Annotated in this window: 20 protein-coding genes; 10 read left to right on the top strand and 10 right to left on the bottom strand. The window is 63.6% G+C overall.

Annotated elements, in window-relative coordinates:
• Positions 1-106: 106 nt before the first annotated feature.
• Complete coding sequence (locus NKH42_RS02750; protein WP_352686615.1) at positions 107-829, bottom strand: intradiol ring-cleavage dioxygenase; 723 nt, start codon at positions 827-829, stop codon at positions 107-109.
• 199 nt (positions 830-1,028) lie between these two features.
• On the opposite strand from NKH42_RS02750, the gene NKH42_RS02745 reads away from it, so the two are divergent.
• Both NKH42_RS02745 and NKH42_RS02740 read left to right on the top strand, forming a co-directional pair.
• Positions 1,029-2,096 carry a CobW family GTP-binding protein gene (locus NKH42_RS02745; RefSeq protein WP_352650084.1) on the top strand — a complete coding sequence of 356 codons (1,068 nt, stop codon included), beginning with the start codon at positions 1,029-1,031 and terminating at the stop codon, positions 2,094-2,096.
• 152 nt (positions 2,097-2,248) lie between these two features.
• On the top strand, positions 2,249-3,223 hold the full coding sequence (locus tag NKH42_RS02740) for a WD40 repeat domain-containing protein (protein ID WP_352686612.1): 975 nt from the start codon (positions 2,249-2,251) through the stop codon (positions 3,221-3,223).
• An 8-nt stretch (positions 3,224-3,231) separates the two neighbouring features.
• Here the strand turns inward: NKH42_RS02740 and NKH42_RS02735 are convergent, their stop codons facing one another.
• On the bottom strand, positions 3,232-3,687 hold the full coding sequence (locus tag NKH42_RS02735) for a hypothetical protein (protein ID WP_302893581.1): 456 nt from the start codon (positions 3,685-3,687) through the stop codon (positions 3,232-3,234).
• Positions 3,688-3,844: 157 nt separating this feature from the next.
• Here NKH42_RS02735 and NKH42_RS02730 point away from each other — a divergent pair, with 157 nt between their 5' ends.
• The 3 genes from NKH42_RS02730 (at position 3,845) to NKH42_RS02720 (ending at position 7,472) form a co-directional block, all read left to right on the top strand.
• Positions 3,845-5,227, top strand: a complete 1,383-nt coding sequence (locus NKH42_RS02730; protein ID WP_352686609.1) for an aspartate aminotransferase family protein — start codon at positions 3,845-3,847, stop codon at positions 5,225-5,227.
• 14 nt (positions 5,228-5,241) lie between these two features.
• Entirely contained in the window at positions 5,242-6,663 is a 1,422-nt protein-coding gene (locus NKH42_RS02725) for a glutamine synthetase family protein (protein WP_352686607.1), read from the top strand.
• A gap of 86 nt (positions 6,664-6,749) precedes the next feature.
• The gene (locus NKH42_RS02720; RefSeq protein ID WP_352686676.1) at positions 6,750-7,472 is read left to right on the top strand and encodes a UdgX family uracil-DNA binding protein; all 723 of its coding nucleotides are present in this window, start codon (positions 6,750-6,752) and stop codon (positions 7,470-7,472) included.
• 1 nt (position 7,473) lies between these two features.
• Here the strand turns inward: NKH42_RS02720 and NKH42_RS02715 are convergent, their stop codons facing one another.
• The 4 genes from NKH42_RS02715 to NKH42_RS02700 form a co-directional block, all read right to left on the bottom strand.
• Positions 7,474-8,739 carry a glycerate kinase type-2 family protein gene (locus tag NKH42_RS02715; protein ID WP_352973918.1) on the bottom strand — a complete coding sequence of 422 codons (1,266 nt, stop codon included), beginning with the start codon at positions 8,737-8,739 and terminating at the stop codon, positions 7,474-7,476.
• Positions 8,736-9,239 (bottom strand): heme-degrading domain-containing protein, encoded by a 504-nt coding sequence (locus NKH42_RS02710; protein ID WP_352505898.1) that lies wholly within the window; start codon positions 9,237-9,239, stop codon positions 8,736-8,738. The genes NKH42_RS02715 and NKH42_RS02710 overlap by 4 nt, the downstream gene beginning before the upstream one ends.
• Before the next feature lie 74 nt (positions 9,240-9,313).
• Positions 9,314-10,627 carry a guanine deaminase gene (guaD, locus tag NKH42_RS02705; RefSeq protein ID WP_352505899.1) on the bottom strand — a complete coding sequence of 438 codons (1,314 nt, stop codon included), beginning with the start codon at positions 10,625-10,627 and terminating at the stop codon, positions 9,314-9,316.
• A gap of 1 nt (position 10,628) precedes the next feature.
• Positions 10,629-11,846 carry a urate hydroxylase PuuD gene (locus tag NKH42_RS02700; protein ID WP_352751851.1) on the bottom strand — a complete coding sequence of 406 codons (1,218 nt, stop codon included), beginning with the start codon at positions 11,844-11,846 and terminating at the stop codon, positions 10,629-10,631.
• A 139-nt stretch (positions 11,847-11,985) separates the two neighbouring features.
• Between NKH42_RS02700 and NKH42_RS02695 the strand changes: the two genes are divergently transcribed.
• The 4 genes from NKH42_RS02695 to dps all read left to right on the top strand — a co-directional run bounded on the left by NKH42_RS02695 (position 11,986) and on the right by dps (position 15,881).
• The gene (locus NKH42_RS02695) at positions 11,986-12,906 is read left to right on the top strand and encodes a LysR family transcriptional regulator (protein WP_254816018.1); all 921 of its coding nucleotides are present in this window, start codon (positions 11,986-11,988) and stop codon (positions 12,904-12,906) included.
• 75 nt (positions 12,907-12,981) lie between these two features.
• Positions 12,982-13,995: an LLM class flavin-dependent oxidoreductase gene (locus NKH42_RS02690; protein ID WP_352505901.1), complete on the top strand. Its 1,014-nt coding sequence runs from the start codon at positions 12,982-12,984 to the stop codon at positions 13,993-13,995.
• Positions 13,992-15,245: an LLM class flavin-dependent oxidoreductase gene (locus tag NKH42_RS02685; RefSeq protein ID WP_352505902.1), complete on the top strand. Its 1,254-nt coding sequence runs from the start codon at positions 13,992-13,994 to the stop codon at positions 15,243-15,245. Before NKH42_RS02690 ends, NKH42_RS02685 begins: the two co-directional genes overlap by 4 nt.
• A 147-nt stretch (positions 15,246-15,392) precedes the next feature.
• Positions 15,393-15,881: a DNA starvation/stationary phase protection protein Dps gene (gene dps / locus NKH42_RS02680; protein ID WP_023676226.1), complete on the top strand. Its 489-nt coding sequence runs from the start codon at positions 15,393-15,395 to the stop codon at positions 15,879-15,881.
• 8 nt (positions 15,882-15,889) lie between these two features.
• On the opposite strand, the gene xdhC is transcribed toward dps, so the two are convergent.
• The 4 genes from xdhC to uraH all read right to left on the bottom strand — a co-directional run bounded on the left by xdhC (position 15,890) and on the right by uraH (position 21,141).
• Positions 15,890-16,870, bottom strand: coding sequence for a xanthine dehydrogenase accessory protein XdhC (gene xdhC, locus NKH42_RS02675; RefSeq protein ID WP_352505903.1), 981 nt, complete (start codon positions 16,868-16,870; stop codon positions 15,890-15,892).
• 62 nt (positions 16,871-16,932) lie between these two features.
• A complete protein-coding gene (gene xdhB, locus NKH42_RS02670; RefSeq protein ID WP_352505904.1) occupies positions 16,933-19,284 on the bottom strand; it encodes a xanthine dehydrogenase molybdopterin binding subunit in 2,352 nt (783 codons plus the stop codon).
• The gene (gene xdhA / locus NKH42_RS02665; protein ID WP_352505905.1) at positions 19,284-20,765 is read right to left on the bottom strand and encodes a xanthine dehydrogenase small subunit; all 1,482 of its coding nucleotides are present in this window, start codon (positions 20,763-20,765) and stop codon (positions 19,284-19,286) included. Before xdhA ends, xdhB begins: the two co-directional genes overlap by 1 nt.
• 1 nt (position 20,766) lies before the next feature.
• The gene (gene uraH, locus NKH42_RS02660; protein ID WP_352505907.1) at positions 20,767-21,141 is read right to left on the bottom strand and encodes a hydroxyisourate hydrolase; all 375 of its coding nucleotides are present in this window, start codon (positions 21,139-21,141) and stop codon (positions 20,767-20,769) included.
• A 173-nt stretch (positions 21,142-21,314) separates the two neighbouring features.
• Here uraH and puuE point away from each other — a divergent pair, with 173 nt between their 5' ends.
• Positions 21,315-22,748 carry an allantoinase PuuE gene (gene puuE / locus NKH42_RS02655; protein WP_352505908.1) on the top strand — a complete coding sequence of 478 codons (1,434 nt, stop codon included), beginning with the start codon at positions 21,315-21,317 and terminating at the stop codon, positions 22,746-22,748.
• The last annotated feature ends 34 nt before the right edge of the window (positions 22,749-22,782 follow it).

The following is a 22,782-nucleotide window of genomic DNA, read 5'->3' as shown; positions in this document are numbered from 1 at the left end:
TGCCGGCAAGCATCGCGGTGTTCGCCGTGGCTAATGCCAGATGTTTATTTCAGTTAGATGACAAACGACTTTCTGGAAGGGCTGGATGGGACATGACGAGGCGTTCTCAACCGGCCTTCACCGCGACCACCATCAAGGCCTGAAAGGCGTCCGCCATTTCCCGCAGCGCTGCCTGCGACAGCAGCCCGGCCTGCCGCGCAATGCCGTCCCGCGCGTTCGATGTATCGCGTTTGCCCGGGCGATCTTTATAGGGCGCGACGGTGGCGAATATCTGCTCGCTGAGGCTGTCGGGGAAGAACATCTGGCCGGTCATTACCGAGCGGTCGTCAGGGAAAATCTTGAAATGGATGTGGGTGGTGCGGCCGCGATACCAGCCGGGATAGATGGTGGCGAAAGAAGCGATGCCGCTTTCATCGGTTCTCTGCCAGCCCCGCAGAAAACTCTGGCCGGACGTGTCGATATCCTGCCCGTCGCCCTGTCCGGGATAACCGGAATAGGCGCCCTGGGCGTCGCAATGCCAGATGTCGACGCGTGCGCCGGGAAGCGGCCGGCAGGCGGCGTCGACGATTTGCAGCCGCACATTGAGGGCGATGCCCTTCTTGCCCTCGGTGATATCGGCGCGTTCGAGCTTCGGGTCGAAATAGAACGGCCCTTCGGCGACCTCGGGCGTGATGGCGCAGACGCCGGCACCGGCTTCGAACAAAGCAAGCCCGGCATAGGGCGAAACCTTCCCGGCCCTTGCACCGGCGGGCAGGAATATGCCGCCAGCGGTAACCGCAACGAGACGGAGCGCCTGCCGACGGCTTAGTGGCAAGGACTTGTCGGACATCTGGCGTCTCTTCAATGCGAACAGCCCTCGTGAATGACCCTTTGCCTGTCTAAGCCCACCGCCAACCCGCGCCAATGAAAGTTCGGCAATGTGAGGAAAGTTCGGCAATACCAGCCTCTCTTTGGTCCACCGGTTTGGCTCGTGCAAAAGCCGAGCACACATCCTATATGGAGCCGACAATCCCTATTCGAGGCACAATATGAGCGACGCACAGACGCAGATCCCCGTAACCGTCCTCACCGGCTATCTTGGCGCCGGCAAGACGACACTGCTCAACCGCATCCTTTCGGAAAACCATGGCAAGCGCTACGCGGTCATCGTCAATGAATTCGGCGAGATCGGCATCGACAACGAGCTGATCGTGGAATCCGACGAGGAAATCTACGAGATGAACAATGGCTGCGTCTGCTGCACCGTGCGCGGCGACCTGATCCGCGTCGTCGAAGGCCTGATGCGCCGGCCCGGCCGCTTCGACGCCATCGTCGTCGAGACCACAGGCCTCGCCGATCCCGTGCCGGTAGCACAAACCTTCTTCATGGACGACGACGTGCGTTCCAAGACCAGGCTCGATGCGGTGGTGGCGCTGGTCGACGCCAAGCACTTGCCGCTGCGCCTCAAGGATTCCCGCGAGGCCGAGGACCAGATCGCCTTTGCCGACGTCGTCGTGCTCAACAAGACCGATCTCGTCACCCCCGAAGAGCTGAGCAAGGTTGAGGCAACGATCCGCGCCATCAACCCGGCGGCACGCATCCATCGCACCACGCGCGCCAGCGTGGCGCTGTCCGAGGTGCTGGATCGCGGTGCGTTCGACCTGTCCCGAGCGCTGGAGAACGATCCGCACTTCCTCGAGGCGCATGACGATCACGACCATCATGATCATGATCATGACCACCACCACCATGATCACGACGGCCATGATCACCACGATCATGACGGCCATCATCATGCGCACCCTTCCGACATCCATGACGTGACCGTGCAGTCGGTGTCGCTGCGCGGTGGCGAGATGGACCCGAAAAAGTTCTTCCCGTGGATCGAGAAGGTCACCCAGATGGAAGGCCCGAACATCCTGCGGCTGAAAGGGATCATCGCGCTGAAAGGCGATGACGAGCGCTATGTCATCCAGGGCGTGCACATGATCATCGAGGGCGACCACCAGCGCGCCTGGAAGGACGGCGAGAAACACGAGAGCCGGCTGGTGTTCATCGGACGCGAACTCGATGCCGAGCGGCTGAAGACAAGCTTCGAGGCCTGCCAGGCCGCTTGATTTAGCTACCTTCTTCCTTTTCCCCCTTGTGGGAGGAGGGGCAGCCGCAACGCTGGCGCTCTCTACTCACGACGATCCGAAGCACGGGTTGAGACGGGCAGCTCAACCCCTTAAGGGTGAGGCAGCAGAAACCTCGGACGGAATTATCTCTCATGCCCACAGTCGCCCCGCTCGATCTCGAAGGCCACTGCCTCGCCGCCGTGTTCCTCGGCGACGTGCCGCACTTTGCGCTGGCTGACGGCACAATCCATCGGCTTGACCACGGCCACAAGACGGTGCAGGCCAATGACGGGATGCTCGCCGCCTTCCATGATGCGGCGAACGACCGGCTGATCACCGGTGGTGAGGACGGCAGGATCTTTGGCGTGACCGCTGGCGGCAATACCGCGGAATTGGCGACCGCAGGCAAAAAATGGATCACCAGCGTCGCCGCCGGGCCGCAAGGCGCTGTTGCCTATGCTTCGGGCAAGATTGCCTATGTGCGCTTTGCCGACGGCAAAACCAGGGAATTCTCGCATCCGCGCTCGGTCGAGGGGCTGGCCTTCTCGCCCAAGGGCATGCGCTTCGGCGTTGCCCGCTACAATGGCGCGACGCTGCATTTCCCGGCCGCCGACGGCAAGCCGGTCGAACTCGAATGGGCCGGTGCACACACCGGCATCACCTTCTCGCCGGACGGCGGCTTCGTCGTCACCACCATGCAGGAAAACGCGCTGCATGGCTGGAAGCTCGCCGACGGCAAGCACATGCGGATGTCCGGCTACCCCGGCAAGGTCAAAAGCCTGTCGTGGAGCGCCAAGGGCAAATGGCTGGCGAGTTCCGGCGCGCCGGCGGCGATCGTCTGGCCGTTTTCGGGCAAGGACGGGCCGATGGGCAAGGCGCCGCTGGAACTCGGCACGCGCGGCAATGCGATGGTCACCTCCGTCGCCTGTCACCCGAGCCAGGACGTCGTTGCTGTCGGCTATGATGACGGCATGGTGATGGCGGTGCGTTTCGCCGACGCCAGGGAAGTGCTTTTGCGCCGGCCGGGCAAGGGCGCCGTCACCTCGATGATGTGGGACAGGCAAGAGCGCCGCGTCGTCTTCGGCAGTGCTGCCGGCGACTGCGGCGTCATCGATATTGCGGCGTAGCCTGTTACTTACTCGGCTCCGCAAGATACTTTGCCGGTCAATTCATCCGGTTTGCCGTCCTTTTCGGCATCAGCCGTAACATCATAGATTGAGAGCAAATAGCGGCCGTCATAGACGCCTTCGTCGCTGGCCTTGGTCAGGATCGCCAGTTCGACATAGCCGTAGGCATTTTCGACCTGCCGTTCGTGGTAGACGAGCAGCCGCAATTCCTTGTTGTCGAGCCAATATTGCGTGAGGTTCTGATCCCCGAACACCGTCTTGCGCAGACTGTCGGCAGCCGGCCTGCCCAGAATTTCGAGCTCGCCGCTAAAATTGAAGGTCGGCCCGCCCATGCCTCTGGTGACCCCGGCACCGACCTGAAATTTGACGGCTGCATCCTCGGCGGAACACCAGATGCCGCCCGACGCCAGAGCCGCACCAACCGACGACAGCAGCGTTGCTGCGCAGACGATCGCCCGCACCATCTTGTCCCCTCCGGCCGAAGCAGCATTGGCGCCCGAAGGCGACTCGCGGTCAAGCGCCTGTTTCCATTTAAATACCGCTGACCCAACACAGGGCAGCCGCCCGGCCAATTGCGGTGGCGGATGCCGATTGTCTAAACTGCGACTGAGAGGGGCCGCCATGAACGTCATCGACCATGCAAAGACTTCCATCGGCGGCATCGGCCTGGCCCGGATCGCCGAGTTGTACGAGACCGAGGCAGAAGTCTTCCGCCGGGCGCGGCCGAAATCGATGGCCATAATCGGCAATGGCTTGCCCGGCTTCTTCGGCGGCGTGCCGATGCACTGGATGAACGACTGGCCGACGCCTTTCCCGATTCTGGTCGACAGCGCCAGGGGCGCCACGATCACCGACATCGACGGCAACCGACTGGACGATTTCTGTCTTGGCGACACCGGCTCGATGTTCGGCCATTCGCCGCCGCCGGTCGCCCGCGCCATCCGCCGGCAGGCCGGACGCGGCCTGACCTATATGCTGCCCAGCGAAGACGCACTGGCCATCGGGCCGCTGCTGAAACAGCGGTTCGGCCTGCCTTTCTGGCAGATCGCAACGACGGCGACCGACGCCAACCGCTTTGCGTTACGCGTTGCCCGCGCCGTCACCAGCCGCGAGAAGATTCTGGTCTTCAACGGCTGCTATCACGGCTCGGTCGACGAGACTATGGTGCGGCTGATCGACGGCAGACCGGTCAACCGGCCGGGATTGGCCGGCGAGTTCCGCGACCTGACACGGGCAACTGATGTCGTCGAGTTCAACGATCTGCCGGCGCTCGACGCGGCACTCCGGGGCAACGATGTCGCCTGCGTCATCACCGAGCCGGTGCTGACCAACTCCTGCATGGTGCTGCCCGAAGCCGGCTTTCATGATGGCTTGCGGCGTCTTACTCGTGCGACCGGCACGCTGCTGCTAATCGACGAGACGCATACCATCTCGACCGGTCCCGGCGGCTATACGAGAAAATTCGGGCTGGAGCCTGATCTGTTCGTGCTCGGCAAGCCGATCGCCGGCGGCGTGCCGGCCAGTGTGTGGGGGATGAGCGAGGACGTCGCGACCCGCTATGCCGCCTATAACAGGGTGAAGGAACCGGGCTATTCAGGCATGGGGACGACACTGTCGGGCAATCCGCTGCAATTCGCGGCGATGCGCGCCGCATTGGAAGAGGTGATGACCGACGAGGCCTACGGCCATATGGATCATCTGGCGCGGCGGCTCGACGCCGGACTGACCGCCGTCATCGACCGCTACCGGCTGCCCTGGCATGTCTCACGTGTCGGCGCCCGCGTCGAGTTCATCTGCGCGCCCGGCCCGCTGAGGAATGGCGGCCAAGCGGAAGCAGCCCATGCGCCCGAACTCGAAGCGGCGATGCATGTCGCGCTGGCCAATCGCGGCGTGTTGATCGCGCCCTTCCACAACATGATGCTGATCTCCCCGGCCACGAGTGCGGCCCAGGTGAACCGGCTGATGACCGCCTTCGCGGCGGTTGCGGCCAGGCTCACGGCGTGAGACAAGCTTGCGACATGAGAGAAGCACGCAAGCCAGATTTGAGTTCCATAGTGACGTCACCTTCGGGTTCCACGCCGGCAGAGGCGCGAGCCTTTCTCGAGGCCCATCCCGAGATCGAAGCCTTCGATATCGTGCTGACCGACGCCAACGGTGTCGGGCGCGGCAAGATCGTGCGCCGGCACGAACTGACGAGCATCTTCGAGAACGGCCGGCACATGCCAATCTCGATCCTCGGCCTCGATATCACCGGCGAGGACGTGCACGAGACCGGGCTGATCTGGAGGACTGGCGACGGCGATCTCCGGGCATGGCCGATCCCTGGCACGCTGGTGCCGCTGTTCGGCACGCAGCCGCCGCGCGGCCAGGTGCTGATGGCGATGTACCATCTCGACGGTCAGCCGATGTCGTCCGACCCGCGGCTGGCGCTCGCCCGCCAGGTGGATATCCTTGCGGCCAAGGGCCTGCATCCGGCCGGCGCCTTCGAGCTCGAATTCTTCCTGCTCGCCAACGAGCGCGATGCCGAAGGCAAGGTGCAGCCGGCGCACGCGGTGCTCGACGGACGCCGCTCGGCCAAGACGGAGGTCTATTCCGTCGACCATCTGCACGGCATGGAGCCACTGTTTTCCGACATCTATGCTGCAGCCAAGGTGCAAGGCATCCCGGCCGAGACGGTCATTTCCGAATATGCGCCGGGCCAGTACGAATTGACGCTCAACTACCGCAAGGATGTGATGCGGGCGGCTGACGATCTCGTCATGCTCAAGCGTCTGGTGCGGGCGCAGGCGCGCCGTCATGGTGTCACCGCTTGCTTCATGGCCAAGCCGATCGAGAAATATGCCGGCTCGGGCATGCATTTTCATGTCTCGCTGCTGGACGATGCCGGCAAGAATGTCTTTGCCGAAACCGGCGGTGAAAGCTGGTCGCTGCCGCTGCTGCGCGGCCTCGGCGGACTGATCCAGACGATGGCGGAATCGATGCTGGTCTTTGCGCCGCACGCCAACTCGTGGCGGCGCTTCGTCTCGCAATCCTATGCGCCGGTGGCGCCGACCTGGGGCGTCAACAACCGTTCGGTGGCACTGCGTGTGCCGGCCGGCGACGCAAAAAATCGGCGCATCGAGCACCGGCCGTCGGGCGTCGACGCGAATCCTTACCTTGTGGCAGCAACGGTGCTGGCAGGCATCGTCAAAGGCCTTGACGAAGGCCTCGATCCCGGTCCCGAAACCACCGGCAATGGCTACGAATCGGCCGTCACGCGCACGACGATGCCGGTCGACTGGCGTGCCGCGATCGAGGCGGCAAGGGCGTCGAGTTTCCTCAAGGGCGCATTGGGCGAAGACCTGCACCGGACGTTCGTGGCGATCAAGCAATCGGAATATCTGCGCGTGGCGCGCACGGTCAGCGAACTGGATTATCACCTCTATCTGCACGAGGTGTAGGGCATCACATCGTCGGCCATCCGCCGTCGAAGGCCCATGCGGAATAATTTCAGCGGAACCTTCGGCGGGCTTTGCTCATTGCGTGTCTGATTGCAGGAGCGAACAAGGCCGCCTTAGTCATGATCGCCAGGATGCAGCCAACCCCGACGCCGCACGATGCCAAGGTGCAGGCAAGAAGCTTGCCTCCAAGCAAGTCTCCGGAAACGACAGAAATCGACGCCAGAACGATTCCTGAACTGCGCGAAACGGCCAAGATCTGCCGCCGCTGTCCGCTATGGCACGACGCCACGCAGACGGTGTTCGGTGAAGGCCCTGATATAGCCAAGGTGATCTTCGTCGGCGAACAGCCGGGCGACCAGGAGGATCTGGCGGGCAAGCCTTTCGTCGGTCCGGCCGGCAAGGTGTTCGACGCGATCCTGGACGATGCGGGCGTCGATCGGCTGAAAGTCTACGTCACCAACGCGGTCAAGCATTTCAAGTTCGAGCCGCGCGGCAAGCGGCGCATCCACTCGAAGCCCAATGCCGGCGAGGTGCAGGCTTGCCGCTGGTGGCTCGACAAGGAGATCGATCTGATCAAGCCCAATCTGGCGGTAGCGCTCGGCGCGACGGCGGCGCAGGCGCTGCTCGGCAAGGTGGTGCCGATCATGAAGATGCGCGGGGCGGTGGTGGAGCGCGACGATGGCTTGCGTGTCTTCGTCACCATCCACCCGTCCTTCATCCTGCGCATTCGCGAGCCGGCGGATAAGCAGGCAGAACGCGACCGGTTCCTGCAGGATATGAGAGCGGTGAAAAAGCTGATGGCCGCCTGAGCTATTTGATCAATATCGCCCGGAAATCGTTGACGTTTGTGCCGGTCGGACCGGATACGAAAAGGTCGTCTACGGCATTGAATGCCGTCCAGGCGTTGTTGCCGGCAAGCATGGCCTTGGCATCGACGCCCGCCTTACGCATCCGCGACACCGTCGAGCCGTCGGCGAAGGCGCCGGCATTGTCTTCCGAACCGTCTATGCCGTCGGTGTCGGCGGCCAGTGCGTGCACGCCGACCATGCCGCTGATGCCAATGGCGAAGGCGAGCAGGAATTCCGAGTTGCGGCCGCCTTTGCCTTTCGCGCGCAAGGTCACCGTTGTCTCGCCGCCGGACAGGATCAGAACCGGCTTTGCAAACGGCCGGTTGCGCGTCGCCACTTCGCGCGCGATCGCGGCGTGGACGCCGCCGACCTCACGCGCTTCGCCCTCGATGGAATCGGAGAGAATGATCGCCTGAATGCCTTGGCGCTTCGCTTCGGCCGCTGCGGCTTCCAGCGAGACGCCGGCGGAAGCGATCAGATGCACCTCGTTGCGGATAAAACGCGGGTCGTCCGGTCGTGGCGCATCGGCCGCCGGCGAATTGATATGCGCCATGACCGAAGCCGGCAGGTTCATGCCATAGGCAGCGATCGACGCCAATGCGTCCTTACGACTGCCTATATCCGGTACGGTCGGACCAGAAGCGACCAGAGCCGGATCGTCGCCCGGAATGTCAGAAACAACCAGCGAGACCACCTTGGCCGGATATGCGGCGGCCGCCAGCCTGCCGCCCTTGATCGTGGAAAGATGTTTGCGGATGGTGTTCATCGCGGCGATCGGCGCGCCGGAGGCGAGCAGCGCCTCGCTGACGGCGATCTCGTCGGCCAGCGTCAGGCCTTCGGCAGGTGACGGCAGCAGCGCCGAGCCGCCGCCCGAAATGAGCGCCACGACGAGGTCGTCCGCAGTCAGTTCCTGGACTTTTTCGAGCAGCCGCCGGGAAGCTGCGAGCCCCGCGGCATCCGGCACCGGATGCGCCGCCTCGATGATCTCGATGCGCCGGCAGGCCGCGCCATAGCCGTAGCGGGTGACGACCAGCCCTTCGATCGGCCCGTCCCACACCTTCTCGAAAGCCGCCGCCATCTGCGCCGAGCCTTTTCCTGCACCGATGACGATCGTGCGGCCCTTGGGCCTTGCCGGCAGATGATCCTTGATCGTCCTCTGGGGATCGGCGGCGGCAACGGCGGCGTTGAAGATCGAAATGAGAAAGGATTTGGGGTCTACCTCTGTCATTTTGCTTCCGCCGGCAATGCCAGCTCGCGCGCGTCGATGCGGAGATGCTCACACAGCGCATCGACGACCACGCCATGGTCCTCACGCTCCGGCAGGCCGGAGACGGCGATCACGCCAATGACGCCGGCGCCCTTGACAGAGATGGGAAAGCCGCCGCCGGCCAGCACGTAGTCGGCAGTATCCAATCCCTCGCCTGGCTTGAAGCTGCGGTCGGGGCGCTGCTGCTCCAGCACCATGCGGTAGGTGCTTTTCAGGAACCGCCGCACCACGTTGATCTTGCGCCGCGCCCAATCCGGATTGGAAGCGTTCGAGCCGGGCATTGCCGCATAGAACAGCGGCCGGTCGAAGGTTCTGATATCGACGATGATCGGCAGGTTTTCCTTGAGAGCCCGGTCGCGGATCGCCGAGCCGATCTCGAAAGCTACGGCTTCATCGAAGGCCGAAAAGACAAGCGTGGCTTCCTGTTTCGTGATCAGAGCGATGTCGTCCGCAACGGCCATGTCGTTCCCCTGTCAACTTCGCCGCACGCTTTGCAGGATGGCTGCCGCACGGTCAAGCCGGTCGCATGCGACAGCTAAACCGCCATGTCCGTCTTGGCCGCGCGGCCGGCGACATAGACCTCGCGCACGGCGCGGTCGTCGCCGAGCGTCTGCAGCAGAAACAATTCCTCGGCGAGCGTGTCCGCCGTCTCCACCCGCAGCCGCATCGCCGGCGTGGCGCGGGCGTCGAGCACGACGATATCTGCGTCGCTGCCTTCCTCCAGGGTGCCGATCTTTTCCGCAAGCGACAGCGCCTCGGCATTGCCGCGGGTCAATTGCCAGAACGACTGGAACGGATTGAGCTTCTCGCCGTTCAGCGCGATCACCTTGTAGCCCTCGTCCATGGTGCGCAGCATCGAATAGTTGGTGCCACCGCCGACATCGGTGGCGGCGGCGATGCGAAGCGGCTTCTCGCGGCGGCGAAAGCGCTGATAATCGAAAAGGCCCGAGCCGAGAAACAGGTTGGAGGTCGGGCAGAACACCGCCACCGAGCCGCTATCGGAAAGCGCGTCCGCCTCGCGTTCCGAGAGATGGATGCAATGGCCGAACATGCTTCTGCGGCCGAGCAGCCCGTAATGCTCATAGACATCGGTATAGTCGCGCGCCTGCGGATGAAGCTGCTGCGTGAAGGCGATCTCGGCATGGTTTTCCGACAAATGCGTCTGCATGTGCAGATCAGGATATTCGCGGCAGAGCGCGCCCGCCATCTCCAATTGCTCGGGCGACGAGGTGATGGCGAAGCGCGGGGTGATGGCATAGTGCTGGCGCCCCTTGCCGTGCCATTCCTCGATCAACGCCTTGCTGTCGTCATAACCCGATTGCGGCGTGTCGAGCACGCCTTCCGGCGCGTTGCGGTCCATCATCACCTTGCCGGCGATGTTGAGCATGTTGCGGTCATGCGACTCGGCAAAGAACGCTTCGGCAGATTCCTTGTGCACCGAGCAATAGGCTGCGACAGTCGTCGTGCCGTGGCGCAACACTTCATCCAGGAACAGCCTGGCGATACGGCGGCCATGCTGGGCGTTCTGGAATTTGGCCTCTTCCGGAAAGGTGTAGGTGTTCAGCCAGTCGAGCAGCTCGGCGCCGAAGGAAGCGATGACCTGCATCTGCGGAAAATGTGCATGCGCATCGATGAACCCGGGCAGCAGCAGATGTGGCCTATGGTCGATCTTTTTTGTTCCCTCGCCCGCCTTTTTCTCGACTTCGGCATAGGCGCCAGCGGCAACGATCCTTCCGTCGCGCATCAGCAGGCCGCCATCTTGCTCGTAGCGCCAGGCGGAATGGTCGTCGATAGTTTCTGGCCAGCGCAAAAACGACAGCGTGCGGCCGCGCAGGAGCGTGCTGGTCATGCTATTTCCCCGCGCCTTCGAACCAGGCTACCAGCAGTGCCCGTTCCTTGTCGGTGATCTGGGTGACGTTGGCGGGCGGCATGGCGTGGCTGCGTCCGGCCTGCAGGTAGATCTCGCCGGCGTGCTCGGCGATGCCGGCATCGGTATCGAGCATCACGCCCTTAGGCGCGTGGTAAATGCCCTCGTAGGACGGCTCCGCCGCATGGCACATCGAACAGCGGCCAAGCACCGTATCACGCACGGCGGGAAAATGCGCCGAGGCGACGTAGACCTGTGCCGCCGAGGACGTTTTGACCTCGCCGGTCAGCAGCTTCGGTGCCGTCGACAGCCAGATGATGACGACGAACAGGACGGCGGCGGCCAGCCAGATCCAGGTCGGATTGCCTTTGCGCGCATGCCTGGTGTTGAAATAGTGCCGGATCAGCACGCCGATGATGAACACCAGCGAGGCAATGACCCAGTTGAACTCTGTGCCGAACGCCAGCGGATAATGGTTCGACAGCATCAGGAACAAAACCGGCAGCGTCAGGTAGTTGTTGTGCAGCGAGCGCTGTTTGGCGATCTTGCCGTATTTCGGATCGGGCTTACGGCCGGCGATCAGGTCGGCGACGACGATCTTCTGGTTGGGGATGATGACCATGAAAACGTTGGCCGACATGATCGTCGCGGTGATGGCGCCGAGATGCAGGAAAGCGGCGCGGCCGGTGAACAGGTGGGTCAGGCCCCAGGCGATGAACACCAGCACGCCGTAGAGCACCAGCATCAGGCCGGTGTCGCTGTTGCCAAGCGGCGAACGGCACAAGAGATCGTAAACCACCCAGCCGACGCCGATCGTCGCCAGCGACAGCAAGATGCCTGCAGGCACCGACATGGCAAGCACATTCGGATCGATCAGGAACAGGTCCGCCCCGGCATAGTAGACGATGCACAGCATGGCGAAGCCCGACAGCCAGGTGGCGTAGGATTCCCATTTGAACCAGGTCAGGTGCTCGGGCATTTCGGCCGGCGCCACCAGGTATTTCTGCACGTGGTAGAAGCCGCCGCCATGCACCTGCCATTCCTCGCCGAAGGCTCCGGCAGGCATGCCCGGACGCTGGCGCAGCCCGAGGTCGAGCGCGACGAAATAAAAGGACGATCCAATCCAGGCGATACCGGTGACGACGTGCAGCCAGCGCACGGCGAAACTCAGCCAATCCCAGAATATCGCGAAATCCATCATGAAAAATCGTCCCTGCCGATCGGCTGACTTTACGGGTTGGAGCGCAAACGGAAAGGGCCGAGACGCACGATGACTTTCAAAAAAAATTGGAAAATACTAGGCTGATCATACGCAGCTACATGAGAGCCACGAAAGCCGCATGGCCTATCTCGATAACATCGCCGTTTTCGTCCGTGTCGTCGAGCTCGGCAATTTGTCGGCGGCTGGGCGCGACATGCGCATTTCGCCGGCGGTCGCTTCCAACCGGATCAAGGAGCTCGAGAAGCATCTTGGGGTCAGGCTGTTCAACCGCACAACGCGGCAATTGATGCCGACCGAGCACGGCACGGTGTTCTACTCCGGCGCCAAGCAGGTACTGGATGCGGTCACCGAGGCGGAAGCGGCAGTCAGCGCGTTATCCGGCCAGCCGCGCGGCACGATAAAGGTGACAGCTCCGCTCGGCCTCGGGCGGCGGCTGGTGGCATCGGGCATTCCGGATTTCCACGACAGGTACCCCGATATCGAGGTGCGGCTCCGGCTTTCCGACCACAATGTCGACATCATGAAAGAAGGCATCGACGTTGCGTTCCGGCTGGGCATCATCGAGGATTCCAGCCTGAGAATGCGCGGCATTATGGAATGCGAGCGCGTGCTGGTGGCGGCCCCACAATATCTGGAGGCGCGCGGCGAACCGAGAGAGCCGCAGGAACTGATCGGCAAGAAGCACGATTGCCTGATGCTGCGCTATTCCGGCGCGCGCGAATATGTCTGGACGCTGCAGACGCCGAACGGGCCGCAAAAGTTCGAGGTGCACGGCCCCTACGATACCGATGATGGCGACGTGCTGACCGGCTGGGCGCTGTCCGGCCGCGGCATCATCAACAAACCGCGCTTCGAGGTCGAGCCGTTTATCCGCGACCAGCGGCTGAAGGTGATCCTGAGCAACACGCCGCCGACGCCGGTGCAGTTTGCCGCCGTCTATCCACACAAAAAGCTGCAGGATCCGAAGGTGCGGCTGCTGCTCGATTTCATGGCCGAGCGCTGCCAGCGGCTGATCCGGGATATTCTGGCCGGCAAATGATCGCCGGCTGGCCGGTTGCTTTCCGTCCGGCCGACGAGATAATTCCCAAGGAATCTCGCTCAACAGGGAAAAGCGATGGCCGACGGCGCCACAATGTGTCTCGCCGTTTCACTGTCTCCGGAAGCCGCCCCTTCCCATCCGCCCGGCGCCGGCCCGGACTTCAGTCTGCTGGCGCGGTTCGTGCAAGAAGCCGAAGCGGCCGGCCTGGACATGGTGTTGCGCGGCGATTCCGCGCCGGTTGCAAGTGGGCCGAACCGGCAAATGCGCTTCGAAGCGACGACCTTGCTGGCAGCGCTGGCTACGGTGACAAGCAGGATCGGCCTCGTCGCGGCAGCGTCGACGGTCGCCCACCAGCCCTACAATCTCGCGCGTCGTTTCGCCTCGCTCGATATTATCAGCCATGGTCGCGCCGGCTGGAACGCGAGCATGACGCCCGACCCGCGCGAGGCGGCCAATTTCAGCCGGCCGGAAGGGTTTTTCGGCGACGATCTCCGCCTGCGCGCAGAGGAATTCATCGGCATCGTGCAAGGTTTATGGAAAGGCTGGGACGCAGACGCGCTGCTGTTCGACAAAGTTGGCGGCCGCTTCTTCGATCCCGAGAAGATGCACCTTCTCGACCACAAGGGCGAATATTTTTCCGTGCGCGGGCCGCTCAACGTGGCGCGGTCGCCGCAGGACACGCCGGTGCTGGTCATGTCCGGCCTGTCCGAACCCGCCATGGATATCGCCGCCCGCACCGCCGATGTCGTCCTGCTGGATGAGCCATCGATCGAGCCGGCCAAGTCGGGCGATCTGAAGCGCCGTGCGCTTACTTTCGGGCGCAGGCCGGAGGCGCTGAAAGTGCTGATGAACGTTACCGGCAGCGCCGAAATAACCGCCGCGCCGGACCGGTTTGCGGACAGGCTCGAAGAGTGCTTTCGCTCGAAAGCCTGCGACGGTTTCAACGTCGCCATGCCGTTCACATCGGCGCTCGACGATTTCGTCGGTCTCGTGCTGCCGGAGCTTCGCCGCCGCGGCCTTGTCCGGTCCGGCTACAGCACGACGACACTGCGCGCCCATCTCGGGCTTGCAGGGGAGGATCGGCAATGAGCGCCCCTCGGGGCCAGATGAAGCTCGGCGCCTTCCTGTGGGCGACAGGCCACCACATCGCCGCCTGGCGCCATCCGCAAGCGCATGTCACGGCCGGTATCGACATCCATCATTACATCCAGCTGGCGCGGACGGCGGAAGCGGCAAAGTTCGACATGATCTTCTGCGAGGACGCCGCCGGCGTGCGCGAAGCCAATGTCAACATCGCCAGCCAAACGTCGCGCTCGATCGGCTTCGAGCCGATCAGCCTGCTTGCGGCGCTCGCGGTGCAGACGGAGCGCATCGGCCTCGTCTCAACGGCGTCGACGAGCTATAACGAGCCTTACGGGCTTGCGCGAACCTTCCTGTCGCTCGACCATCTGAGCGGCGGCCGAGCCGGCTGGAACCTTGTCACTTCGGCCAGCCAGATCGAGGCCGCCAATTTCGGCTCGACCGGACTGCGCCCACATGCGGACCGCTACGAACGCGCGCGCGAATTCGCTGCCGTGGTTGCTGGCCTTTGGCAAGGCCAGGGTGGACACGAAGGCAGAAGTTTTTCGGCGCGTGACCCGCTCGATCTGCCGCGCTCGCCACAAGGTGCACCGGTTATGGTCCAGGCGGGAGCGTCGGATGAGGGCCGCGATCTCGCCGCCCGGACCGCCGATGTGGTGTTCACTGCGGCGCAAACATTCGAGGAGGCAAAGGCCTTCTACGACGACCTCAAGGGACGGCTGGCTGCCCATGGGCGCGAGCCGGAGGACGTCAAGATCATGCCCGGCGTCGCGCCGGTCGTCGCGGCAAGCGAAGCGGAAGCCCGGGCAAAACATGATGAGCTGCAGGAGCTGATACCGGACGATGTCGGTGTCGCGCTGCTTTCCAGCTATCTCAGCATATCCGATCTCGCGCGCTATCCCATCGACGGACCGCTGCCCGAACTGCCGGCCAGCGAAGGCATGCAGAGCCGGCAGGCGCTCGTCATCGAGCAATCACGCCGCGACAAGCTGTCCATTCGCCAGCTTGCCCGTCATTTCGCCGGCGCGCGCGGCCATTGGCGCGTCGTCGGAACGCCCGCCCAGATCGCCGACGAGCTCGAGGCACGCTTCGAGGGCGGCGCGGCAGACGGTTTCAACGTCATGCCATCCTATTTTCCCGGCCAACTCGATGCCTTTGCCACACTAGTCGTGCCGGAGCTGCAGCGGCGCGGGCTGTTCCGTACGGATTATGAAGGCAGCACGCTGCGCGACCATCTGGGCTTGAAAAGGCCGGCGTAAACGACGAGCGGAACGAAAGTCGGAGATCGCCGTTTTGGCATGCTGTGCCGCGCGGCGATGAGGGCGTCTGCGCGCATGTTCGATTGACCTTCCACAAACTTCGCCCTTTTTCAAACCAAGCGGACGCAACCGCCACAGGAGCCGATCATGGATGCCATCGCCACCCGCAACGACCTGCAATCCAATGCCAAGAAAGAGTGTATCGATCTTCTCAATGCCCGCCTTGCCGACGCCATCGATCTGGCCTTGATCACCAAGCAGGCGCACTGGAACGTCAAGGGACCGCAATTCATCGCCATCCACGAGATGCTCGACACGTTCCGCGAGGAGATCGACGGCCATGTCGACACCATTGCCGAGCGCGCCGTACAACTCGGCGGGACGGCGCTCGGCACATCGCAAGAGGTGTCGAAGGCGACTATGCTCGAGGCCTATCCGACCGACATCCACAAGACCCGGGATCATCTGGCGGCGCTGATCGACCGCTATGCCGCAACCGCCAAGCGGGCACGCGCGGCGATCGACGAGGCGGCTGGCGCGGGCGATGCCGACACCGCCGACATCTTCACCGCCTATTCACGCTCGCTCGACAAATTGCTGTGGTTCCTTGAGGCGCACACGCAGGAGAAGGAATAGCCAAAACGTCAGCCGGCCATCGCCTTGCGGTGAGGGGCTTTGGATTGAGCGGACGGTGCCGCCGCATGGCCGGCCAACGCCGTCATAATCTCGGCTACGGCGAGTGCGGCGATCACCTGCGGGCGCTTGTCCTTAACGGCATCGCCGCCGATCGGCGAGACGAGGCGGGCAAATTCCGCCTCGCTTCCTTCCGCCGATTTCAGGAACCAGTTCCGGAGCGTCGCCTTCTTGGTTCTGGAGCCGATCATGCCGACATAGGCGGCATCCCGGCGTTTCAGAGCCTCGGCGACGATCAGGAAGTCCAGCGCGTGGTCATGGGTGAGGACGACGAAGGCCGATCCAGCCGGGGCTTCGCGCACCATCGCCTCAGGCATCGGCGTCAGCTTGGTTTCGACTGCTTCCGGCATGCCTTTGAGCGCCTCGGCTCGTGTCTCGACAACGACGATATGCACCGGCAGCAAGGCCATCGCCGAGGCCAGCGCTTGGCCGACATGGCCGCCGCCGAGGATGTAGACATGCGGTAGCTGCGCTTCCTCGGCTTCCGCCGCCGCAACCAGCTTGGCTTCAAGCGCGGGGTCGACCAGCTGGATCAGCAGCTCGACCCTGCCGCCGCAGCACTGCCCGATCTCCGGGCCGAGCGCGATGTCGAGGGTATCCCTCCCCCTTGAGGGGAGGGTGGCGGCGAAGCCGCCGGGTGGGGTCGCTGCGGCAGTGCTCGACGCACCGGCGGTGCCTTCTGAGACGACCCCCTCTGGCCGCTCCGCGGCCATCTCCCCCTCAAGGGGGGAGAAAAGCATCTGCCGCGCTTTGTCGATCGCCATGTATTCGAGCTGGCCGCCGCCGATCGTGCCGAAAGTGGCCGATCCTGAGACGAGCATGAAGGCACCCGTCTCGCGCGGCGTCGAACCTTTTGTCCCGGCCACCTCAACTAAGGCGACCCGGCGGGCGCCGGCAAGAAAGGCTTTCAGGCTCTGCACTTTCGCGTTCATAATTTCGTGTTCCCTATCGGGAAATATAGAGTTTTTCGGCCTGAATTGCACGTTTCCGGGATTCAAGTGCCGGTCCTGGCTTCCCGCTTCAGCCGTTCGATCGCCATCAGCACACGCTCCGGCGTGGCCGGCGGGTCGAGGCGTGGGCAGATCTTGTGGCCGGCAACGCTCGCCACTGCGTCCGACAGCGCATGCAGCACCGACATTGCGAGCGGAAAGGGCGGCTCGCCGACCGCCTTGGAGCGGTACACCGTCGGCTCGCCTGCTTGCGCCCAGTCGGCCAAAGTCACATTAAAGATCTTCGGCCGGTCCGACGCGAGCGGGATCTTGTAGGTCGATGGCGCATGGGTGCGCAGCCGCCCCTTGTCGTCCCACCACAGTTCCTCCGTTGTAAGCCAGCCCATGCCCTGGACGAAGCCGCCCTCGATCTGGCCGAGGTCGATGGCGCGGTTCAGCGAGCGGCCGGTTTCGTGCAGAATGTCGGTGCGCTCGACGATATATTCGCCGGTCAGCGTGTCGACAGAGACTTCCGAGCACGCGGCGCCATAGGCGAAATAGTAGAAGGGACGGCCCTCGCCCTTGTCGCGGTCCCAATGGATTTTCGGCGTCTTGTAGAAACCCGCCGCCGAAAGCTGGATGCGCGCCATATAGGCCTGCCTGACGAGATCGGCGAAGGCGATCTCCTGGTTGCCGATGCGCACGCGGTTGGGCAGGAACAGCACCTGGTCGCGCGGCACCTGGTATCTCTCGACGGCAAAATTGGTCAACCGGTCCTTGATCTGGCGGGCGGCATTCTGCGCCGCCATGCCGTTGAGATCGGAGCCGGAAGACGCGGCGGTGGCCGAGGTATTCGGCACCTTGCCGGTCGTCGTCGCGGTGATCTTGACCTGATCGAGGTCGATCTGGAACTCTTCCGCCACAACCTGCGCCACCTTGACATAGAGGCCCTGCCCCATCTCGGTGCCGCCGTGGTTCAGATGCACCGAACCATCGGTATAGACATGCACCAGCGCGCCGGCCTGGTTGTAATGGGTGGCGGTGAACGAGATGCCGAACTTGACCGGCGTCAGCGCCAGTCCGCGCTTGATGAAGCGGCTGTTGGCATTGAAAGCATCGATAGTGCGGCGGCGCCTCGCATAGTTGGAACTCGCCTCCAGCTCGGCGACTATGCGGTGGATGATGTTGTCCTCGACCGTCTGGTGGTAGGGCGTGATGTTGCGGTCTGAGGTGCCGTAGAAATTCTTCTTGCGGATTTCGAGCGGGTCCTTGCCGACGGCAAACGCGACTTCGTCGATGACGCGCTCGGCGCCGACCATGCCTTGCGGGCCGCCGAAGCCGCGAAAGGCGGTGTTGGATACCGTATTGGTGTAGAGCGGCGCCGACTGCGCGTGCACCGCCGGCCAGAAATACGTGTTGTCGCAATGGAACAGCGCGCGGTCGGTGACCGGGCCGGAGAGGTCGGCCGAGAAGCCGCAGCGCGCCGCGAACACGAAATCTACGCCCAGAATATTGCCCTCATCGTCGAAGCCGACCTCGTAGTCGACGAGGAAATCGTGGCGTTTGCCGGTGGCGATCATGTCGTCGTCGCGGTCGGGCCGGATTTTTACGGCCCGATGATGTTTCTTCGCGGCGATAGCGGCCAATGCCGCAAACTGATTGCCTTGCGTTTCCTTACCGCCGAAAGCGCCGCCCATCCGGCGGATTTCCACCGTCACCGCGTGGCTCGGAACACCGAGCGCATGGCTGACCATGTGCTGGATTTCGCTCGGGTGCTGGGTCGAGGAATAGATGGTGACGTCGTGGTCCTCGCCAGGGATGGCCAAGGCGATATGGCCTTCGAGATAGAAATGCTCCTGGCCGCCAATGCGCATTTTTCCCTTCAGCCGGCGCGGCGCCGCATTGATCGCAGCCGCTGCGTCACCGCGCTTCAGCGTCAGCGGCGGCGTGACCAGCTTGTCTTTCCCGGGATTGAGCTCGCCGATATCGGCGACGAACGGCAATTCCTCGTATTCGACCTTGGCCAGCCTTGTCGCGCGGCGCGCCTGCTCGCGGGTTTCAGCGATGACACAGAAGATCGGCTGACCGAAAAATTGCACCTTGCCGTCGGCCAGCACCGGCTCGTCGTGACGGCCGGTCGGCGAAATGTCGTTCTCGCCTGGCACGTCGCTCGCGGTCAGCACATCGACGACGCCGGGTGCGGCGCGTACCGCCGAAAGATCCATGCTGGTGATGGTGGCATGCGTCGCCGTCGAAAGCCCAAGGCAGCCGTGCAGCGTGCCGGCCGGTTCCGGCATGTCGTCGATGTAAACGGCCGTGCCACTGACATGCTTGTGCGCGGAATCATGGCGCTGGTCAGTGGCGACGCCGCCGGCGATTTTTTGCGCCTTCAGGTTTGGCGTGGCGTGCTTGTTCATCATGCCGCCTCGTGCCGTGATACCTGGATCGGCGCCCGGGTGCCGGTGGTTTCGGCAAAGAAGCGCAGCAGCAGGTTGCGTGCCGCCAGCGCCCGGTATTCGGCGCTTGCCCGCATGTCGGTCAGCGGGGTGAAATCGCCGGCGTACGCGGCCATCGCCGCCTCGACCGTCGCTTCCGTCCAGGGCCTGCCCAGCAATGCCTTTTCGACGCCAAAGGCGCGCTTCGGCGTTGCCGCCATGCCGCCATAGGCGATGCGCACATCCGCCACCGTGCCATCCTCGGCGAGCTTCAGGAAAAACGCGCCCAGCGCTGCTGTGATGTCTTCGTCGCGGCGCTTGGTGATCTTGTAGACTGCAAATTTCGTCTCGCCGGCCGGCACCGGGACATGCACGGCCTCGACGAATTCGCCGGGCTGCCGGTCCTGTCGGCCATAAGCGATGAAGAAATCCTCCAGCGGGATCGTCCGCCGCTTGTCGCCGCGGCGCAGCGTCAGGCGGGCACCGAGTGCGATCAGCGGCGGCGGCGTGTCGCCGATCGGCGAACCGTTGGCGATATTGCCGCCGATGGTGCCCATGTTGCGCACCTGATCGCCGCCGATGCGATCGAACAGCGGGCCCAGCGCCGGGATGCGTTTCGCCAGCGTCGAGAAGGCCTCGCTATAGGTGACACCGGCGCCGATCGAGATGACGCCCTTGTCCTCGGAAATCCCGCACAGACCATCGAGATTGCCGATGAAAATCGCCGGCGCAATATCGCGCATGTGCTTGGTCACCCAAAGGCCGACATCGGTCGAACCCGCGACGATGGTGGCGCCCGGCTCCTTGATCAGCACGCTGGCCAGATCGTCGGCATCGGCCGGCACGATCAGCCGCTTGTTGCCGGAGCCGATCTCGATGCGCGAACCGTCCTTCATCGCTTCGAGCTTGGCCGTGACTGCCTTGCGCTCCACCGCCAACGGATCCTTTGCCGCCGTGCCGTAGCTGGAGATGGCACGTGCGGCGCGCATGATCGCCTCGTAGCCGGTGCAGCGGCAGAGATTGCCTTGCAGCGCCTTTTCTATTGGCGCGTCCGACGGCTCCGGCGACCGCATCCACAGCGCATAAAGCGACATGATGAAACCCGGCGTGCAGAAGCCGCATTGCGAGCCGTGAAAATCGACCATCGCCTGCTGCACGGGGTGCAGCTTTCCTGCGCCGCCGCGCAGATGCTCGACGGTCACGACATGCGTGCCGTCCAGCGAGCCAAGGAAGCGGATGCAGGCATTGACGCTTTCATAGACCAGTCTGCCGGCCGAGAGCCTGCCGACCAGCACCGTGCAGGCGCCGCAGTCGCCCTCGGCGCAGCCTTCCTTGGTGCCGCGCAGCGAGCGGTCGAGCCGCAGCCAGTCGAGCAGGGTCTGGTCGGGTGCAACCGTGCCGAGCGCGACGTCCTCGCCATTGAGGATGAAGCGGATTTCGTTGCGTGTCTTGATCCCGGCCATCTCAGCTTCCCCGGTAGGTCGAATAGCCGTACGGCGACAGAAGCAGCGGCACATGATAGTGCATCGGCTCGGCCATACCGAAGCGGATCGGCACATGGTCGAGGAAGGCCGGTTCCGCCAGTTTTGTCCCTTGCCCGCGCAGATAATCGCCGGCCGCAAAGACCAGCTCGTATTGGCCGGTGCGGAATTCCGCGCCGGCAAGCAGTGGAGCATCGCAGCGGCCGTCATCATTGGTGACAACCGTTTTCAGATGCGTCCGGGCCTGCCCGTCAAGATGATAGAGCTCGATCGACAGACCGGCCGCCGGTTTGCCGGCCGCTGTGTCGAGGACATGGGTCGTCAAGCGCCCGCCTTCGGCTTTCGACGTTTCCGCCACTGGCTGCTCCATTCCCTGAACGGTCGAACACTATTCATGAATTGTGCGCCAATTAAAGGCGATGCATAAGTCCCGGTCGAGCGGAGCGCGACAAAAACACTTTCAAAAATTTCGGGGGAATGCGCAGGCACTCCTTTCGACTATCCTGATCACAATTTCCGGCAGGAGCGAGAATGCGTTACGAACGAGACATGCGCGGCTACGGAGCCAATCCGCCGGATCCGAAATGGCCCGGCGGGGCGCATGTCGCGGTGCAGTTCGTCGTCAATTACGAAGAGGGCGGCGAGAATTGCGTCCTGCACGGCGACAAGGCTTCGGAGGCTTTCCTGTCGGAGATCGTCGGCGCCGCGCCCTGGCCCGGCCAGCGCCACTGGAATATGGAATCGATCTACGAATACGGCGCCCGAGCCGGCTTCTGGCGATTGCTGCGCCTGTTCAGCGAGGCACAGGTGCCGATCACCTGCTATGGCGTGGCCACGGCCCTGGCGCGTTCGCCCGACCAGGTTGCGGCGATGCAGGAGGCCGGGTGGGAGATCGCTTCGCACGGGCTGAAATGGATCGACTACCGCGACCATACCCCGGAAGACGAGCGTCGCGACATGGAGGCGGCGATCCGGCTGCATTATGAGGTCACAGGGGCGCGGCCGACCGGCTGGTACACCGGCCGCACCTCGATCAACACGGTGCGGCTGGCGGCGGAAGAGGGCGGCTTCGACTATGTGTCGGACACATATGACGACGAACTGCCCTACTGGTTCGAGCATGTGACACCGGACGGGTCGGCGAAGCCGCAGCTGATCATCCCCTACACGCTCGACGCCAACGACATGCGCTTTGCCACGCCGCAGGGCTTCAATTCGGGCGACCAGTTCTTTGCCTATCTCAGGGATAGTTTCGATACGCTCTATGCCGAGGGCAAGGCAGGGCGGCGGCGCATGATGAATATCGGCCTGCACTGCCGCCTGGTTGGGCGGCCGGGCCGGGTCGCGGCACTGAAGCGCTTCATCGACTACGTCAAATCGCACGACAAGGTCTGGCTGGCACGGCGCATCGACATTGCAAAACATTGGCAGGAGACGCATCCGTTCCGGTTGCCGGCGCTGCGCCCGTCGAAAATGGAATTCGAGGCCTTCGTCCACACATTCGGCGGCGTGTTCGAGCATTCGCCGTGGGTTGCCGAGCGCGCTTATGGGCTGGAGCTCGGCCCGGCCCATGACAGTGCCGGCGGCCTGCACAATGCGCTCTGCCGCGTGTTTCGCGCAGCAAGCGAGGCCGAGCGGCTTTCCGTGCTCAATGCCCACCCCGATCTTGCCGGAAAACTGGCGCAGGCCAGAAGGTTGACGGACGAATCGGCCAAGGAGCAAGCTTCGGCAGGGCTCGACGCGCTGACCGAGAAGGAGCGCGAGCTGTTCGCAAAACTCAATGCCGCCTACGTCACCAGTTTCGGTTTCCCCTTCATCATCGCGGTGAAAGGCAGGACCAAGGCGGAGATCCTGGCCGAGTTCGAAGCGCGTATCGGCAACAGCCACGACGTCGAATTCGAAACCGCCTGCAGACAGGTCGAGCGCATCGCGCTGCTTCGTCTCAAGGACATGCTTCCGCAATAGGCCTTGGCTGCCGCGATAGGCCCTGGCTTCCGCA

Origin of the sequence: Mesorhizobium sp. M1142 (genome assembly GCF_040318565.1) — a bacterium.
GTDB lineage: Bacteria > Pseudomonadota > Alphaproteobacteria > Rhizobiales > Rhizobiaceae > Mesorhizobium.
This window is presented reverse-complemented; position numbering and strand designations above follow the sequence as displayed.